The sequence below is a fragment of the Rhodophyticola sp. genome (assembly GCF_965284195.1).
GTDB lineage: Bacteria > Pseudomonadota > Alphaproteobacteria > Rhodobacterales > Rhodobacteraceae > Rhodophyticola.
Genome location: NZ_CBDIRM010000001.1, coordinates 3,418,009 through 3,432,805 on the forward strand (window position 1 = coordinate 3,418,009; position 14,797 = coordinate 3,432,805).

A 14,797-nucleotide genomic window follows, 5' to 3' on the forward strand; every position below is an offset into this window, starting at 1 on the left:
TCCGTATCAGGTGTTATCGAGGTGGTTGAGATGGTCTGGGCAGCAATCTGGGATGCAACAGGTCAGGTGGACGGCGTTGAAATCGCCACGATGCCGAAGCCGGTATCGTCCGAATCCGGCCATGTCACACTGATCGTCGAAGGACGCCTGCCCCGTGGCGGCGAACGCCCGATCCGGCTTTGGGCCGGCGTCGGCACCGAAGCGGAACAGTTCGGGCTTTTCCGCATGCCCGATGGCGCGATGCGCCTTTTCCACCGCGATGTCGATATCATGACACAGCCCGGAATGCTGCAGCCCGGCGAGACCTTCCATCTGCATTACCGCACCGATATCCATGGCCGCGATACGCTTGTCGATATCCGCAATCTTGACAGCGGCCTGCGGCTCCTCCTGCGTCCTCGGGTGCCGGTCGCCCCGGATCTGACCGATTTTCTGCCGCGCAGCCCACGATATGCGGAGCAGCTGAACTTCGCCGCGCTGGCGACCCATGACGTGCCCGTGGGCCCCGCCCCCTGTTTTCAGGCGGGTACGCCCATCAACACGCCTGCGGGCCCCGTTCGCGTCGAGGATCTGCGCCCCGGCATGGTCGTCGACACGCTCGATCGCGGGCCGCAGGTCGTGCGCTGGGCCGGACGGCGCGAGGTCTTGTGCCTTGGCTCCATGGCCCCCGTCGTCCTGCGTGCGCCCTATTTCGGACTGACCCGGGATTGCACCGTGTCCGCGCAGCATCGCCTGCTGATGGATGGAACCGATGTGGAGTATCTGTTCGGCGAGGAACGGGTCTTCGTGCGCGCCAGAGATCTGGTGAATGGCATTTCGGCCCGGCGCGACCACACGCGGCCCACACGGGTGTTCCACCACTTCCTTCTGGATGATCATGATTGCGTCATGGTCGGGCGCTGCCGGTTGGAGACGCTTCTGCTTGGCGACATGCTCAGTGCAAACGGGCGCAATACCGGCCAATTGTCCGAAGCGGATGCAAGTCCGCATTATCCGACGCTGGATCGCGCGGCGGCGCAGAGCCTGTTGTCCCTGATCGCAGAACATCGCCGCGTTGCAGCCTAGCGCGCGGACCCGTCTTCTCCGAAAAACGGTGTCATCTGCGCCACGATCACGGCGTTTTCGGCTCGCGCGCGCTCCATCAGCGCGGTTTCTTCGGCATCGATGTCATGGCCCTGCGCAAGCCGTTCATCGCGCGTGCCATAGCCGGTGACGTCTAGTGGGGCCAGCTCGGCCTGTTTCAGGATCGCCACGGTTTCACGCACCGCTTCCGCTTCGTCGACACCGGATGCATAGCAGATCAGGGCCGCACCGGTGGCGCCATCCGGCAACCCGTCGCCCGCCTTGCGGCCCACTTCCACCAGCAGGGTGAAGATCTGCTGGGGGCGCTTTTCCTTCTTGGCATCACTCATGGGAGCGGCTTTGCGGGTTTGGAGGTGCCGCTGTCAAGTCGATGGCGCCCCAACGGACGGGCCGAACATCCGCCCTGGCGCTCTTGGGTGGCCAAGGCGGGGCCGCGGGATCAGAAAAGATCCAGCGGTTCGGCGCCCGCCGGGTGCGATCCCGGCGGTGTTCCCGCGATCGGCAAGGTGCCGAGGGTCATGGCAGGGCCACCCTGGTTCTGGGCGACCTGTGTCTGGTGCTCTTCGGCCTGCATCTTTTGCGCAAAAAGGCCCACTGCGATGGCCATGGTCAGAAGGAAGGCTCGGGTCATGGTCTGGCTGATCTCCCTGTGCGGTTCCGTCCGATGACACGCAACGGGGCCGCACTTCCGTCGGACGCGGCCTCAGAAACTGAACTGGATGCCGATATTGGCGCTATAGAGCCTGTCTTCGTCGACGATGGGGCTGTCGGTGATCGTGTCATCCGGAAAAGATGCCTGTGCGGTGGCAAAAATCGCCGCGCTGTCGGTGATCGGAAAAGCGGTCGACACGCCCACGAACGGGATTACCGCCGCATCGGGCGCATAGGCCGGGCGGGTGCCGGTCGCTTCGGAGGGGCGGACCCCATAGAGATACCCGGCCAGATCCTCGCTTTGCCATGTCAGCCCCGCGCTGAGGCCGAGAGGCACCTGCCCCAGCATGAGTTGATGCCGGACATCCACGGTAAGCTCCCGCCCGTCATGTTCGCCGGTGATTTCCTGCAGGAATGTGGCGTTTACCGTGGCCTGCGGGCTGATGTCATAGGCAAGGCTGAAGCCCGCATCGACGGTGATATCGCGGTCGAGCCCCTGAAGGGCGACGGCATCGGGATCGTCCAGCGCGGTGAAACGGGGGGCAAGCCGCCCCTGCACGCGCACCCCACCGCGATCGATCATGTCGACCGTCAGCCCGTCGAACCCGACCGAAAAGCCCTGCCCCTGATAGCTGAGTAGCGGAAAGACCGATGTGTCATCCTCATCCCCCACATAAAGGGAGTTCGACACTCCGGCCACGAGCCCGAAGCTCAGCCCCTGCGGCTGTTCCTGGGCAAAGGCCGTGCCGGTGGCGAACACGCTCAGAACAAGGGCCGGACCGGCCAGATTTCGGGTCATTTTCAACTCCGTTTTTCCAACTGCAAGATACGCTTACGCCTCTGGTTTGGCAGAGAAATAAACTAAACTGATCAGTTTGAAAAGAAGTTTTTACCGGCGTATGGCCCGCCATCCGGCAATCAGCAGACAGGCCCCGATCAGGCCGACGATGCCCTGCGAAATCCATGTGGGCGATGCGTTGATCCCCACCAGACCGAGGAGGAAATTGGCCACCAAGGCGCCGACGATGCCCAGAACAATATTCAGCAATAACCCGGTATCGGCCTTCATGATCGAACTGGCCGCCCAACCGGCCAGCCCTCCCACGATGATCGCCGCAATCCACCCAAGACCTTGCATGATACACCCGCTCGTTTACCTGATGCGCCGAGGCTAGCACGTTCCGATTTGGCCGGAAAGCACCAGGCTCAGTCGCGCAGAAGATCGTTGATAGACGTCTTCGAGCGGGTCTTTTCATCGACCCTTTTGACGATGACGGCGCAGTAGAGATTGACGCCGTTCTTCGACGGCATCGAGCCCGCGACAACGACCGAGCCCGCCGGCACCTCGCCATACATGACCTGGCCCGTTTCGCGGTCCACGATCTTGGTCGACTGCCCGATGAAAACCCCCATGCCCAGCACGGACCCCTCGCGGATGATGCAGCCCTCGACCACTTCGGAGCGGGCCCCGATGAAGCAATTGTCTTCGATGATCGTGGGGCCTGCCTGCATCGGTTCCAGCACACCGCCGATGCCGACGCCGCCCGAGAGATGTACGTTCTTGCCGATCTGCGCACATGACCCGACGGTGGCCCATGTGTCGACCATCGTGCCGCTGTCTACATAGGCGCCGAGATTGACGAAGGAGGGCATCAGCACGACGCCGGGCGCGATATAGGCGGATTTCCGGACGACGCAGTTCGGCACGGCGCGAAAACCCGCCGCGCCCCACTCGTTTTCGCCCCAGCTTGCCCATTTGCTGTCGACCTTGTCCCACCAGCTTCCGCCCTGGGGCGAGCCGCTCTGCATCTCCATGTCTTTCAGGCGGAACCCGAGCAGGACCGCCTTCTTGGCCCACTGGTTCACGTGCCAGTCCCCGTTCTCCTGCCGTTCGGCGACCCGCAACTGCCCGCTGTCGAGCGCGTTCAGAGTGTCCTCGACGGCCTCGCGGGTTTCTCCGGTCGTGGCCGGTGTGATCTGGTCGCGCGCCTCCCAGGCGGCCTCGATCGCGGTTTCAAGCTGGGCGTTTGACATTGGGGTCCTCCGGGGATCGTGTTGGCAGGAGGCTATAGGCAACGCGGGCGGGTTTCGCAATCAGATCACGGCCACGGAGAGGCGGGTATTCCGGTGGCACCGCGCCTGCCGGGCCGCTAGTGTCGCGGAACGGATTGCCCGAACAGGAATTTGTGCAAAAATGAATGACGATCAGAGACACGGCCCTTTCCGCGATGCTCATCAGGATATCCAGTCGAGCCAGATCAAGCCGGACACGCCGCAGGCGCGCTCCCCGGCTTACCGGCTCGCATTCGCGGACCCGGATTTCCTCTGCCGGGACGAGCTCAGACCCGTTCGGTTGCAGCTGGAACTGCTGAAACCGCAGCTTGAGATGGATGAACGCGGGATCGAGACGACGGTGGTGATGTTCGGCGGCGCGCGCATACCGGCACCCGGGGAGACGGCCCGGTCGGCGGCGCTCAACGACATGAGCCGGTATTATGAAGAGGCGCGCAAATTCGCACGGCTCATCACCGAGCGTTCGGTCAGCACCGGCTGCACACGCGATGTCGTAGTCACCGGCGGCGGACCCGGCGTGATGGAGGCGGGAAACCGGGGGGCGGCGGAGGCGGGCGGTTGTTCCATCGGGCTCAACATCGTTCTGCCCCATGAGCAGGTGCCCAACGCCTATATCACCCCCGAGCTGTGTTTCAATTTCCACTATTTCGGCATCCGCAAGATGCATTTCCTGATCCGCGCGAAGGCGATCGCGGTCTTTCCAGGCGGCTTCGGAACCATGGATGAGCTGTTCGAAAGCCTGACCCTGATCCAGACCGGCCGGATGGAGCAGGTGCCGGTCCTGCTGTTCGGCGAAAGCTTCTGGCGGGAGGTGGTGAACTGGGACGCCCTGGCCCGCGCCGGAACGATCGCGCGCGAAGATCTGGAGCTGTTCTGCTTCGTCGAAACGGCGGAGGAGGCGATGGCCGTGATAGACGACTGGGCCTATGAGGGCAAACGCGGGGACATACCGGGCCGTTAGACCCCCCTCTCGTCAATCCGGCATCGGGTATTCGACGATCTGGCTGCGGAACATCCGGTTGTAATTGTCATCCGCGACAAGGGTCGCGATCAGCCGCCCGGTCTGATCCCGCCAGAGGCTGATGCCTTCGAGATTGGGATGACGGCCGGGGGCGGTTTCCAGCAGCGTCGCCAGCGGGCCGAGGCCGCTTTCCGTGATTTCCGCGCGCCGGATACGGGTGGCAAACCCACCGAACATGCTGAAACTGCGTTCAAGGATGTAAAGACGGCCAAGATCGTCGAAATCCATGCCCACCGGATCGAACCCGTCGCTGCGCGGATACATGAAGCCCGTATCCCAGACGCCGCCGGCGAAGCGGTAAAGCGGGGCCTGCCCGTCCGGGCCCCGCTCGGCAAGCGTGTAAAGCGTGTTGTCGGGCCCTATGGCGAGAGCTTCGAACGAGCCGTTTAGCTCCATCCTGGCGATATCCGGCGGCGTCGGAAAGCTGAGATTGACGCGGCCGTCCGGTGTGTGACCCGTCAGCCGATGATCGCCTTCGTAAGAGATATAGACATGGCCGCCCGTGCTGACGGCGAGGCCTTCGCTGTCGCGGGCGGCGCGGGTTTCGGGGCGGTTGCCGGCGGCGTCCAGAAGTTCGGCGATCCGCGTGATCCCGATGCCGGTGATGGCTCCTTCGATGCGGGTGATGCGGGCGGCGATAAGATAACCCCGGTCGGACAATGCCCAGAGCCGGGTGCCATCGCTGCTGATCTCCACACCCGAAAGTCCCCCCAGTTGCGGCGCGTCATCCTGCCAGTCATGCTCGCTCAGCGGGTCCGCGACCGCCGGAGCGCACAGGGCCAGACAGATCAGGGCAGCGCGGATCAGGGCGACAGGATCGCCGCGCATTGGCGCGGCAGATCGCCAAGGGTCAGTTCCCGGCGCGGCTGGGGTGGCGGCGCATTCGGGTCTGGCGGCGGCGGGTTCAGGATGTTCTGAACCCATTCGCGGGCCTGATCGCAGCCGTCTCCGGGCGGCGGTGCGGCCTGATCCTCGCAGTCCGGCATGCCCGGCGGGCAGGATAGCCGCACATGGAAATGGTAGTGATGGCCCCACCAGGGCCGGATATTGCGCAGATAGCTGCGGTCGCCGGTTTCATTGTCGCACATCCAGACTTTGGCACCGGGAAAGACGAAGATGCGCGCCACGCGCGGGTCAGAGGCGGCGGCGCGCAGGACCCGCCAGTGATCCTCGGTCCAGCTGTCATTGACATAGGCGCCATTGGCCCGCCGCATGGAGATGGAGGAGAGGGTTTCCCGCTCGGCCCGGGTGAGATTCAGATTGGTGGCAGGCCGCATCCAGATATCTATGTCGAGACCGGATTGGTGGCTGCGATGGCCGGTCAGCATCGGCCCGCCTCTCGGCTGGCTCATATCGCCGACGTAAATTCCGTTCCAGGATGTGGTCTGCGCTACTTCGCGGCTGAGATCCTGAACGTAGTCCAGCGTGACCGGCAAGGCCCAGTTGCGGTTCCGGCTCAGGCGCATCGCCTGCCAGGTCGGGCCGGTTTCGGGCAATTGCTCGGCACCCGCGACGCAGCCGCGCGCATATCCGCCGAACGCGGCGGGGCTGGCAGGGTAGCTGACACTCTCGGCGCCGAAAAGCTGGCGCGCCTCCTGTCGGGACTGGGTCACATCCAGCGGCGGCATAGGGGGGGCGGCAGGCCTGCGATCCGGCCCGGCACCGTTGCAGGCGGCCAGAACCGCAAGGCCGAGAGCGGCAAGTACGGGGCGGGTGCGGATCATGCGGCGGGCTCCTGTCGGCCATCTGGATTCACCCAGATTAGCAGAACAAGCCCAAGCAGGAAGAGGGCGATCAGCGGTGTGATCCCCATTTGCTGACTACCGCTTATCTGGGTTGTCACCCCGATCAGAAGCGGTGCGATGAACGAGGTCGCCTTGCCCGCCAGCGCATAGAGCCCGAAGCCTTCGGTCATCCGGTCGGGTTCTGTCTGTCGGACCAGCATCGTCCGGCTGGCCGATTGCAGGGCGCCGCCCGCCGCGCCGATCATCGCCCCAAGGACGTAGAAGGCGATATCTGGCAGGAAGGATTCCGGCCCGACCGGGACGCCGAAGACGCTGTCCCGAGAGATGAAGACGATGCCGATCCCCACAAGGGTCAGCACGACCACGTTGAGCGTGATCACGGGCTTGGGGCCGAAGCGGCTGTCGGCCATGCCGCCAAGCCAGGCGAAAAGGGCGCCGGTCAGCACCGCAAGGATGCCGAAGATCCCCACATCGACGACCGACCATCCCAATACGCCCGCCGCATAGATGCCACCGAAGACATACATCCCGTTCAACCCGTCGCGGTAGAACATGGAGGAGCCCAGAAAGGCGAACAGGCTCCGGTCCGAAGGCAGGGCCTTGAGATGACTCACCAGATCGGGCAGAGCGGTCGACACGGCCCTGCCTATCGGTACCGCGTCTGGCAGCCTTGGCTCTTTCACCCAGAGGAAGAAGGGGATCATGAAGACGGCGAACCACAATGCCGTGAGCGGGCCGACCGCCCGGGTGCCTTCGCGCATCCCCGCATCCAGGCCCAGGATCGGATCGATCCCGATCAGGGTTTTGCCGGTTTCGGCGTTTTCGGCCAGCAGCAGCAGCATGATCACCAGCGCCAGAAACCCGCCCAGATAGCCGATCGCCCATCCCGTGCCCGAGATACGGCCCATATCCGCGCGCCCGCCCAGAGACGGCATCAGCGAGTTGGTGAAGATCGTCGCGAATTCCATTCCAATCAGGCCGATGGCGAAGAAACACAAGATGAAGACGAGGTTGAAATCGCCGGGCACAGCCAGCCACAGGCCCGCGGAGCCGATCACGTACATCAGCGAAAACAGCCAGATGAACGGCATCTTGTGGCCCGCCTTGTCGGCTATCGCCCCAAGGATCGGCGCCATCAAAGCAATCAGCAGGCCGGCGGCACCGATACCATAGCCCCAGGCCGTCTGTGCCGCCGTGCCGTCGCCAAGCAACTCGTTGATATAGGGGCCGAAAATGAAGGTCAGAAGCAGGGTGTTGTAAGGCTGGCTTGCCCAGTCGAACGCCCACCATCCCCAGATACGCCTTTGCAATACCGTCGCTGTCATGCCCGTCCCTATGGTCCCGATTTCGGCGCAGCATCGGTGGCGCGGGGCGATTTGGCAATGAAAATGCCCGTGTGGCCTACATTCGCGGCGGCCAGGGGCGGGTCGCGTCCGCATCGATCCAGGCGGCGGCCCAGTCGGGAAGGTCGGGGGAGGGTTGCGATGTGCCAAGTGCCTCGACCACATGCGCGGTAGGCACGATCCGGCCGTTTTCCGTCACGGCGGTGCGCAGCAGGACATGGTTGCAGCACAGCTCGCCCCGCCACATGGATTGCTCGATATAGACAAACCGGGCATCCCAAGCGAGCGCGCGGCTGCGCATCTCGAAGGTCTGAAACGGCCGGATGCGGGCCCGGTAGCGTACCGAGCTTCCGGCCACGACCAGACCCCATCGGCGCTGTCGGAGGACCTTTATCAGCCCGATCCGAACCGCCAGCCCGAAGCGGCCGATATCGAACAGCGACAGCGTGCGCCCGTTGTTCAGTTCCAGAAAAAGGTCGATATCGCCGGGCCAGCACCGCATTCGGGTCTTGTGCAGCCCCAGAAGCGGCAGAGGGTCGGCGCGGCGGGCGCGCAGCATTTCGGCGGCGGTGCGGATGATCGGGGTCATGACCGGGCAGATGATTTCGGTTTGCGTCGGGGTCAAGCCCGGGCGTTGCGTCACTTGCAGAGCCTGCACATCCCGCTTAGGTCTGGAAGCAAGCTGATTTCCAAGGCAAAAGGCCGCGCGCATGACCTCGCTTTTCCAAATACTGATGCTCCTGATCAACGTGGCGTTCTTCATCGTGATCGCCCATGTGATCATGAGCTGGCTGATCAATTTCGGCGTGCTGAACATGCGCCAGCCGGTTGTCGCCCAGATCTGGGACGGGCTGAACCGGCTGCTTGAGCCCGTCTATGCGCCGATCCGCCGGCTGTTGCCGAGCATGGGCGGGCTGGATCTGGCGCCGCTGGTGGTGATTCTGGGCCTTTACGCGCTGGAGATCATCCTGCGCAACAACGTGGCCTTGTTCCTCTGACGCTCAATGGGTGAGTGCGGCGTTGCCCCAAAGCTCGCGCAGCCGCGCGTCCCGGCCACAGGCTTCGCGGTAAAGCTCATAGGCCACTGATTTCCGCCGCGGGCCGAATCGTGTCACGATCAGATCGGAACTGCGGTAGTAATCCTGATGATACGCCTCGGCAGGGTAGAACGGCGCCGCGTCCCGCACGGGCGTCACGACCTGACGGCCCAGTTCGGCGCTTGCCTCGGCCAGCGCCGCCTCGGCAGTCGCACGTTCCTGCGGGGTTTCCACGAAAATCGCGGTGCTGTAGCTGTGCCCCCGGTCGCAGAACTGCCCGCCCGCATCCAGTGGATCGACGGACCGCAGGAACATGTGCAGCAGATCCGCGTAGGACAGCCGGTCCGCGTCATAGGTGATCTGCGCGACCTCCAGATGTCCGGTGCCGCCGCGCACGACCTGCCGATAGGTCGGGTTGGCGACCGTTCCGCCCGCATAGCCCGAGACGACTTCGATCACGCCGGGCACCTGTTCGAAATCCGCCTCGACGCACCAGAAACACCCGCCGGCAACCACGGTTGTCTGAATATCGGCGGCATGGGCCTTGCCATGCTGCAAGGCCAGCCCGGCCAGAATGGCAACGCCAAGCATGGCGATTTTCAGCGTGTCGCGGATCGGAAGTCGGGACATGGGAAAGCGCGCTCCATACTGCGGTCGGCCACAGTTTAACGATCGAGAGGCATTGAAATACAACGCACATGGGTGTGAGGTCACGGAGCGGTGAAGAGGGAGCCTTGGCCATGGACGACGCGGTAACAACCCATCAGGCGGAAGAGGATGCGCGGAACGACAACATCCTGATTTGGGTGAACGGCGTGCTGAAGCCGCGCGGCGCGGCGATGGTCAGCGTCTATGACAGCGGCTTCATGCTGGGCGATGGCGTATGGGAAGGCCTGCGGCTTTACAACGGGCGCTGGGCTTTTCTGGATGAGCATCTGGACCGCCTGTTCGACGCGGCCAAGGCGATCGACCTGGATATCGGCCTTGATCGTCCGGGTCTGCGCGCGGCGCTGGAGGAAACCCGTGCCGCCAACGGGATGCACGGTGATGCCCATGCCCGTCTGATGGTGACGCGCGGCGTGAAGCAGCGCCCGTTCCAGCACCCGGCCCTGTCGGTGTCCGGTCCGACCGTGGTGATCATCATGGAGCATTCCCGCCCATCCCTGCCGCGCCCGATCCGGCTGGCCACGGTGCCGCATCTGCGGGGCCTGCCGATGACGCAGGATCCGAAGCTGAACTCCCATTCGAAGCTCAATTGCATCCTGGCCTGCATTGCCGCCGAAAAGGCCGGGGCGGACGAGGCGCTGATGCTCGACGTGCATGGTTTCGTGAACACGACCAATGCGTGCAATTTCTTCATCGTGCGCAAGGGCGAGGTTTGGACCTCGACCGGCGATTACTGCATGAACGGGATCACCCGCCAGAAGGTGATCGACCTCTGCCGCGCCAATGACATCCCGGTTTTCGAGCGGAATTACTCGCTGGTCGAGACCTACGGGGCGCAGGAGGCGTTTCTGACCGGCACGTTCGGTGCGCAGACCCCGGTGGGGGAGATCGACGGACGGCAGATCGGCGATGGCCGGATGGGGGCGATGACGCAGAGAATCCGGGCGCTCTATGCCGATCTGGTGGCGCGCGATGGATGAACGGTTCGTGCGCGGCGCGCATGCGGGGCGAGTGAGATGAAGATTGCCATGTGGTCTGGGCCGCGGAACCTTTCCACCGCGATGATGTATGCATTCGCCGCGCGGGGCGATTGCGCCGTCTGGGACGAGCCGTTCTATGGGGCCTATCTGCGGGAAAGCGGCTCGGATCACCCGCTCGCCGGTGAGATCATCGCCGCCCATGAAAGCGATCCGGCCGTGATTGGTGCGCGTTGTGCCGGGCCGGTTCCGGATGGCAAGGCGCATTTCTACATGAAGCACATGCCCCATCACATGCTGCCCGGCTTTCCGCTGGACTGGGCCGAGGACTGCGTGAATGTCCACCTGATCCGGCATCCGGCACGGGTGATCGCGAGCTATGCGGCCAAGCGCGAGGCGGTGACGCTGGAGGATATCGGGTTTCCCCAGCAAGCGGCGCTCTATCGGCGGCTTGGCGGTGTGGTGATCGACAGTTTCGATATCCGGCAGACCCCCCGAGGGATGCTGGAGGCGCTGTGCGGGGCGCTTGGGCTGTCGTTCACCGGGGCCATGTTGCGCTGGCCCAGAGGCGGCCGGCCCGAGGATGGGATCTGGGCCAGACACTGGTATGGCGCGGTGCATGACAGCACCGGGTTCGCGGGTGCCGAAGGCCCTTTGCCGGTCGTCTTGGAGGCCCATCGCCCCGTGCTGGACGCGGCGCTGCCCATTTATGAGCAGATGCGCGCCGACGCTCTGACGGTCTGACCCGCCGTCATCGAAATGTCGCTTGAAGCCGGCCTGTCACGGTGGGAAACTGTGCCATGGAAATGCTGAAGACCTGGGCCGATAGCGCCGCCGATCTGGTGGCTGTCGCGGCCGGACGAAAATCCGCCGATCTGGTGCTGAGAAACGCCTGTCTGGTCAATGTGCAAACCCGCGAGATCCTCGACGGGTGGGATGTGGCGGTGGCTTGCGGACGGTTCGCCTATGTGGGTCCGGATGCCGGCCATTGCATCGGGCCGGATACGGAGCTTGCCGATCTTCAGGGAAGATATCTGATCCCCGGTTTTTGCGATGGGCATATGCATATCGAAAGCGGCATGCTGACACCCGCCGAGTTTGCCCGTGCCGTCATTCCGCACGGCACCACCACGATGTTCACCGACCCCCATGAGATCGCCAATGTCTTCGGTCTGCGCGGTGTCAGGCTGATGCATGACGAGGCGCAGCTGCAACCGGTCAACATCTATACCCAGATGCCCTCCTGCGCGCCCTCCGCGCCGGGTCTGGAGACCACCGGTTTCGGGATCGGGCCCGAGGACGTGGCCGAGGCGATGACCTGGCCGGGCATCGTCGGTCTGGGCGAGATGATGAACTTTCCCGGCGTGGTTGCGGGCGATGCGATGTTGCTGGCCGAGATGGCCGAAACCGTAAAGGCCGGCAAAGTGATCGGTGGGCATTACGCCTCCTCCGATCTGGGCCCGGCGTTTCACGCCTATGCCGCGGGCGGGCCGGCAGACGATCATGAAGGTGTGGCCGAGGCGGACGCCATCGCGCGGGTGCGTCAGGGGATGCGGGCGATGCTGCGCCTCGGGTCTGCCTGGTATGATGTGGAAAGGCAGATCACCGCCGTCACCGAGCGCGGGCTGGATCCGCGCAACTTCATCCTGTGCACGGATGATTGCCATTCCGGCACGCTGGTGAATGACGGGCATATGAACCGGGTTCTGCGCCATGCCATCGCGTGCGGCTGTGACCCGCTGATCGCGTTGCAGATGGCCACGATCAACACCGCGACGCATTTCGGGCTGGAGCGCGAACTTGGGTCGATCGCGCCGGGGCGCCGGGCGGATCTGATCGTGACATCGGATTTGCGCAGCCTGCCGGTTGAAACCGTCTATGCGCGGGGCAGGAAGGTGGCGCAGGATGGCGATTGCCTTGTTGCCTGCCCGCATCTGGATTGGCCTGACGATACCCGCAGATCGGTCAATCTGGGCAAGACACTCAGCGCGACGGATTTCGAGATTGCCGCGCCCGATGGCGCCAATCAGGTCAAGGCCAAGGTGATCGGCGTGGTGGAGAACCAGGCGCCGACCAGGGCGCTGACCGCCGATCTGCCGGTGCGCGATGGCGTGGTGGAGGGGGCGGGCGACGTCTGCCAGATCGCATTGGTCGAACGGCACAAGGGCACGGGCGGCGTGGTCAACGGGTTCGTCTCGGGCTTCGGATATCAGGGCAATGTCGCCGTTGCTTCGACCGTGGCCCATGACAGCCATCACATGATCGTGGTCGGCACGGATCGGGACAGCATGGCCAGGGCCAGCATGCGGCTGGCGGAGGTTGGCGGCGGTGTGACCGTTTTCAGGGATGGCGCGGAGCTGGCGCTGGTGGACCTGCCGATCGCCGGATTGATGTCCGACCGCCCGGCCGCGGAGGTGGCCGCGAAAGCACAGGCGATGGTCGAAGCGATGGTGGCCTGTGGCTGCACGCTCAACAATGCCTATATGCAGCATTCGCTTCTGGCGCTGGTGGTCATCCCGGAACTTCGGATATCCGATCTGGGTCTGGTCGACGTGACCCGCTTTGAGCTGACGGATTTGTTCGAAAAGGATACCTTATGACCGCGCCCATGATACATTTGCCGGTGGAAAGCCCCGCCGATCAGGGTGTGAAAAGCTTCACCGACCCCAAGGAGGCCGTGGCCTATCTGCGCGAGTTGTACGAGACCGCGACGTCATTCCTGAGCGCGCATTTCGCCGAGGTGGTCATGGGCGAGATGCCTGACAAACGCTTCCGCGCGTTTTATCCGGAGATCCGTATCACGACGACGAGCTTCGGACAGATCGACAGCCGCCTGTCCTTCGGGCACGTGGCGGAGCCGGGAACCTACTCCACGACCGTGACCCGCCCTGACCTCTTCAAGCATTATCTGACCCAGCAGATCGGCCTGCTGATCGAAAATCATCAGGTTCCGGTCAGTATCGGCCCGTCGATGACACCGATCCCGGTGCATTTCGCGGTGCTGAACGATGCGGATATGCAGGTGCCGCAGGATGGCGCGCTGGCCTTCCCGCTGCGCGATGTGTTCGACGTGCCCGATCTGGGCACCACCAATGACGAGATCGTCAACGGCTTCGGCTACCATAACGAGGACGGATCCGGGGCGCTGGCGCCCTTCACCGCGCAGCGCATCGACTATTCGCTGGCGCGCCTTGCCCATTACACCGCAACAGCGCCCGAGCATTTCCAGAACCACGTGCTTTTCACCAACTACCAGTTCTATGTGGAGGAGTTCGTGGAGTTCGGCCGGGCCGCACTTCGTGACCCCGATAGCGGCTACACCGCACTTGTCGGCCCCGGGAATGACGTGATCACCGATCCCGACCAAGCGCTGAACACGCCGCCAAAACTGCCACAGATGCCGACCTATCACCTGACCCGCCCGGGCGGGGCCGGCATCACGCTGGTCAATATCGGCGTCGGCCCCTCGAACGCGAAAACCGCGACGGATCATATCGCGGTCCTGCGCCCCCATGTCTGGCTGATGGTGGGGCATTGCGCGGGGTTGCGGAACTCGCAATCGCTTGGCGATTTCGTTCTGGCCCATGCCTATCTGCGGGAAGACCACGTGCTTGATGACGACCTGCCGGTCTGGGTGCCGATCCCGGCGCTGGCGGAGGTGCAGATCGCGCTTGAGGAAGCCGTGGCCGATGTGAGCGATGTGGAAGGTTACGACCTGAAGCGGATCATGCGGACGGGAACGGTGGCCACCATCGACAACCGCAACTGGGAACTCAGGGATCATAGCGGCCCGGTGCAGCGCCTCAGCCAGTCGCGCGCGATCGCGCTGGATATGGAGAGTGCCACGATTGCGGCCAACGGGTTCCGTTTCCGCGTGCCCTACGGAACGCTGCTTTGCGTTTCGGACAAGCCGCTGCACGGAGAACTGAAACTGCCCGGAATGGCGAGCGCGTTCTATAAAACGCAGGTCTCGCGCCATCTTCTGATCGGCATCCGGGCGATGGAAAATCTCAGGGAGATGCCCCTTGAACGGCTGCATTCCCGGAAATTGCGCTCGTTTGAGGAGACGGCATTCCTGTGATTCGGCGAAAAAGCCCGATTTTCGGGCTGATTTTGCAGAAATCGACACACAAAGCGTTGTGTGTTCCTACAATATTCGGGTAGTTTTGCGCCAACGAGCCCTAGGGTTCGGGCAGTAAAG

At 63.8% G+C, this 14,797-nt stretch carries 17 protein-coding genes; 7 read left to right on the forward strand and 10 right to left on the reverse strand.

Annotation, left to right across the window (positions count from 1 at the left end; translation table 11 throughout):
* The first annotated feature begins 30 nt into the window (after positions 1-30).
* The gene (locus tag ACQ651_RS17075; protein ID WP_227286323.1) at positions 31-1,065 is read left to right on the forward strand and encodes a Hint domain-containing protein; all 1,035 of its coding nucleotides are present in this window, start codon (positions 31-33) and stop codon (positions 1,063-1,065) included.
* Here the strand turns inward: ACQ651_RS17075 and ACQ651_RS17080 are convergent.
* The 5 genes from ACQ651_RS17080 to dapD form a co-directional block, all read right to left on the reverse strand.
* On the reverse strand, positions 1,062-1,412 hold the full coding sequence (locus ACQ651_RS17080; protein WP_227286322.1) for a hypothetical protein: 351 nt from the start codon (positions 1,410-1,412) through the stop codon (positions 1,062-1,064). The genes ACQ651_RS17075 and ACQ651_RS17080 overlap by 4 nt on opposite strands.
* A 110-nt stretch (positions 1,413-1,522) precedes the next feature.
* Positions 1,523-1,714 (reverse strand): hypothetical protein, encoded by a 192-nt coding sequence (locus tag ACQ651_RS17085; RefSeq protein ID WP_227286321.1) that lies wholly within the window; start codon positions 1,712-1,714, stop codon positions 1,523-1,525.
* 72 nt (positions 1,715-1,786) lie between these two features.
* On the reverse strand, positions 1,787-2,533 hold the full coding sequence (locus tag ACQ651_RS17090; protein WP_430449948.1) for a MipA/OmpV family protein: 747 nt from the start codon (positions 2,531-2,533) through the stop codon (positions 1,787-1,789).
* A gap of 90 nt (positions 2,534-2,623) precedes the next feature.
* Positions 2,624-2,872, reverse strand: coding sequence for a GlsB/YeaQ/YmgE family stress response membrane protein (locus tag ACQ651_RS17095; RefSeq protein WP_375551040.1), 249 nt, complete (start codon positions 2,870-2,872; stop codon positions 2,624-2,626).
* A gap of 68 nt (positions 2,873-2,940) precedes the next feature.
* Positions 2,941-3,768: a 2,3,4,5-tetrahydropyridine-2,6-dicarboxylate N-succinyltransferase gene (gene dapD / locus ACQ651_RS17100; RefSeq protein ID WP_430449949.1), complete on the reverse strand. Its 828-nt coding sequence runs from the start codon at positions 3,766-3,768 to the stop codon at positions 2,941-2,943.
* 160 nt (positions 3,769-3,928) lie between these two features.
* Between dapD and ACQ651_RS17105 the strand changes: the two genes are divergently transcribed.
* The gene (locus ACQ651_RS17105) at positions 3,929-4,768 is read left to right on the forward strand and encodes a TIGR00730 family Rossman fold protein (RefSeq protein ID WP_430449950.1); all 840 of its coding nucleotides are present in this window, start codon (positions 3,929-3,931) and stop codon (positions 4,766-4,768) included.
* A gap of 12 nt (positions 4,769-4,780) precedes the next feature.
* Here the strand turns inward: ACQ651_RS17105 and ACQ651_RS17110 are convergent, their stop codons facing one another.
* From ACQ651_RS17110 to ACQ651_RS17125, 4 genes are all read right to left on the reverse strand, one after another.
* Positions 4,781-5,656, reverse strand: coding sequence for an esterase-like activity of phytase family protein (locus ACQ651_RS17110; protein ID WP_430449951.1), 876 nt, complete (start codon positions 5,654-5,656; stop codon positions 4,781-4,783).
* Positions 5,632-6,552 carry a penicillin-insensitive murein endopeptidase gene (gene mepA / locus ACQ651_RS17115; protein WP_430449952.1) on the reverse strand — a complete coding sequence of 307 codons (921 nt, stop codon included), beginning with the start codon at positions 6,550-6,552 and terminating at the stop codon, positions 5,632-5,634. The genes ACQ651_RS17110 and mepA overlap by 25 nt, the downstream gene beginning before the upstream one ends.
* On the reverse strand, positions 6,549-7,898 hold the full coding sequence (locus ACQ651_RS17120; RefSeq protein WP_227286314.1) for an MFS transporter: 1,350 nt from the start codon (positions 7,896-7,898) through the stop codon (positions 6,549-6,551). Before ACQ651_RS17120 ends, mepA begins: the two co-directional genes overlap by 4 nt.
* Positions 7,899-7,974: 76 nt before the next feature.
* Complete coding sequence (locus ACQ651_RS17125) at positions 7,975-8,505, reverse strand: acyl-CoA thioesterase (RefSeq protein WP_430450342.1); 531 nt, start codon at positions 8,503-8,505, stop codon at positions 7,975-7,977.
* Between the two features lie 121 nt (positions 8,506-8,626).
* Between ACQ651_RS17125 and ACQ651_RS17130 the strand changes: the two genes are divergently transcribed.
* Positions 8,627-8,914: a YggT family protein gene (locus tag ACQ651_RS17130; protein WP_227286313.1), complete on the forward strand. Its 288-nt coding sequence runs from the start codon at positions 8,627-8,629 to the stop codon at positions 8,912-8,914.
* Positions 8,915-8,917: 3 nt separating this feature from the next.
* Here ACQ651_RS17130 and msrA read toward each other — a convergent pair whose 3' ends face one another.
* Positions 8,918-9,583: a peptide-methionine (S)-S-oxide reductase MsrA gene (gene msrA, locus ACQ651_RS17135; RefSeq protein WP_227286312.1), complete on the reverse strand. Its 666-nt coding sequence runs from the start codon at positions 9,581-9,583 to the stop codon at positions 8,918-8,920.
* A gap of 110 nt (positions 9,584-9,693) precedes the next feature.
* Between msrA and ACQ651_RS17140 the strand changes: the two genes are divergently transcribed.
* The 4 genes from ACQ651_RS17140 to ACQ651_RS17155 are packed head-to-tail and all read left to right on the forward strand — an operon-like array spanning position 9,694 to position 14,677.
* The gene (locus tag ACQ651_RS17140) at positions 9,694-10,599 is read left to right on the forward strand and encodes a D-amino acid aminotransferase (RefSeq protein WP_430449953.1); all 906 of its coding nucleotides are present in this window, start codon (positions 9,694-9,696) and stop codon (positions 10,597-10,599) included.
* Positions 10,600-10,635: 36 nt separating this feature from the next.
* Positions 10,636-11,340: an HAD family hydrolase gene (locus ACQ651_RS17145; protein WP_227286310.1), complete on the forward strand. Its 705-nt coding sequence runs from the start codon at positions 10,636-10,638 to the stop codon at positions 11,338-11,340.
* A 56-nt stretch (positions 11,341-11,396) separates the two neighbouring features.
* Positions 11,397-13,196, forward strand: coding sequence for an adenine deaminase (locus tag ACQ651_RS17150; RefSeq protein WP_430449955.1), 1,800 nt, complete (start codon positions 11,397-11,399; stop codon positions 13,194-13,196).
* Positions 13,193-14,677: an AMP nucleosidase gene (locus ACQ651_RS17155; RefSeq protein WP_227286308.1), complete on the forward strand. Its 1,485-nt coding sequence runs from the start codon at positions 13,193-13,195 to the stop codon at positions 14,675-14,677. The genes ACQ651_RS17150 and ACQ651_RS17155 overlap by 4 nt, the downstream gene beginning before the upstream one ends.
* Positions 14,678-14,797: the final 120 nt, after the last annotated feature.

Coding starts and splice junctions, on each gene's coding strand:
- msrA (WP_227286312.1), bottom strand. CDS start 9,583: ATGTCCCGACTTCCGATCCGCGACACGCTGAAAATCGCCATGCTTGGC.
- dapD (WP_430449949.1), bottom strand. CDS start 3,768: ATGTCAAACGCCCAGCTTGAAACCGCGATCGAGGCCGCCTGGGAGGCG.
- ACQ651_RS17110 (WP_430449951.1), bottom strand. CDS start 5,656: ATGCGCGGCGATCCTGTCGCCCTGATCCGCGCTGCCCTGATCTGTCTG.
- ACQ651_RS17090 (WP_430449948.1), bottom strand. CDS start 2,533: ATGACCCGAAATCTGGCCGGTCCGGCCCTTGTTCTGAGCGTGTTCGCC.
- mepA (WP_430449952.1), bottom strand. CDS start 6,552: ATGATCCGCACCCGCCCCGTACTTGCCGCTCTCGGCCTTGCGGTTCTG.
- ACQ651_RS17095 (WP_375551040.1), bottom strand. CDS start 2,872: ATGCAAGGTCTTGGGTGGATTGCGGCGATCATCGTGGGAGGGCTGGCC.
- ACQ651_RS17105 (WP_430449950.1), top strand. CDS start 3,929: ATGAATGACGATCAGAGACACGGCCCTTTCCGCGATGCTCATCAGGAT.
- ACQ651_RS17120 (WP_227286314.1), bottom strand. CDS start 7,898: ATGACAGCGACGGTATTGCAAAGGCGTATCTGGGGATGGTGGGCGTTC.
- ACQ651_RS17080 (WP_227286322.1), bottom strand. CDS start 1,412: ATGAGTGATGCCAAGAAGGAAAAGCGCCCCCAGCAGATCTTCACCCTG.
- ACQ651_RS17145 (WP_227286310.1), top strand. CDS start 10,636: ATGAAGATTGCCATGTGGTCTGGGCCGCGGAACCTTTCCACCGCGATG.
- ACQ651_RS17140 (WP_430449953.1), top strand. CDS start 9,694: ATGGACGACGCGGTAACAACCCATCAGGCGGAAGAGGATGCGCGGAAC.
- ACQ651_RS17075 (WP_227286323.1), top strand. CDS start 31: ATGGTCTGGGCAGCAATCTGGGATGCAACAGGTCAGGTGGACGGCGTT.
- ACQ651_RS17085 (WP_227286321.1), bottom strand. CDS start 1,714: ATGACCCGAGCCTTCCTTCTGACCATGGCCATCGCAGTGGGCCTTTTT.
- ACQ651_RS17150 (WP_430449955.1), top strand. CDS start 11,397: ATGGAAATGCTGAAGACCTGGGCCGATAGCGCCGCCGATCTGGTGGCT.
- ACQ651_RS17155 (WP_227286308.1), top strand. CDS start 13,193: ATGACCGCGCCCATGATACATTTGCCGGTGGAAAGCCCCGCCGATCAG.
- ACQ651_RS17130 (WP_227286313.1), top strand. CDS start 8,627: ATGACCTCGCTTTTCCAAATACTGATGCTCCTGATCAACGTGGCGTTC.
- ACQ651_RS17125 (WP_430450342.1), bottom strand. CDS start 8,505: ATGACCCCGATCATCCGCACCGCCGCCGAAATGCTGCGCGCCCGCCGC.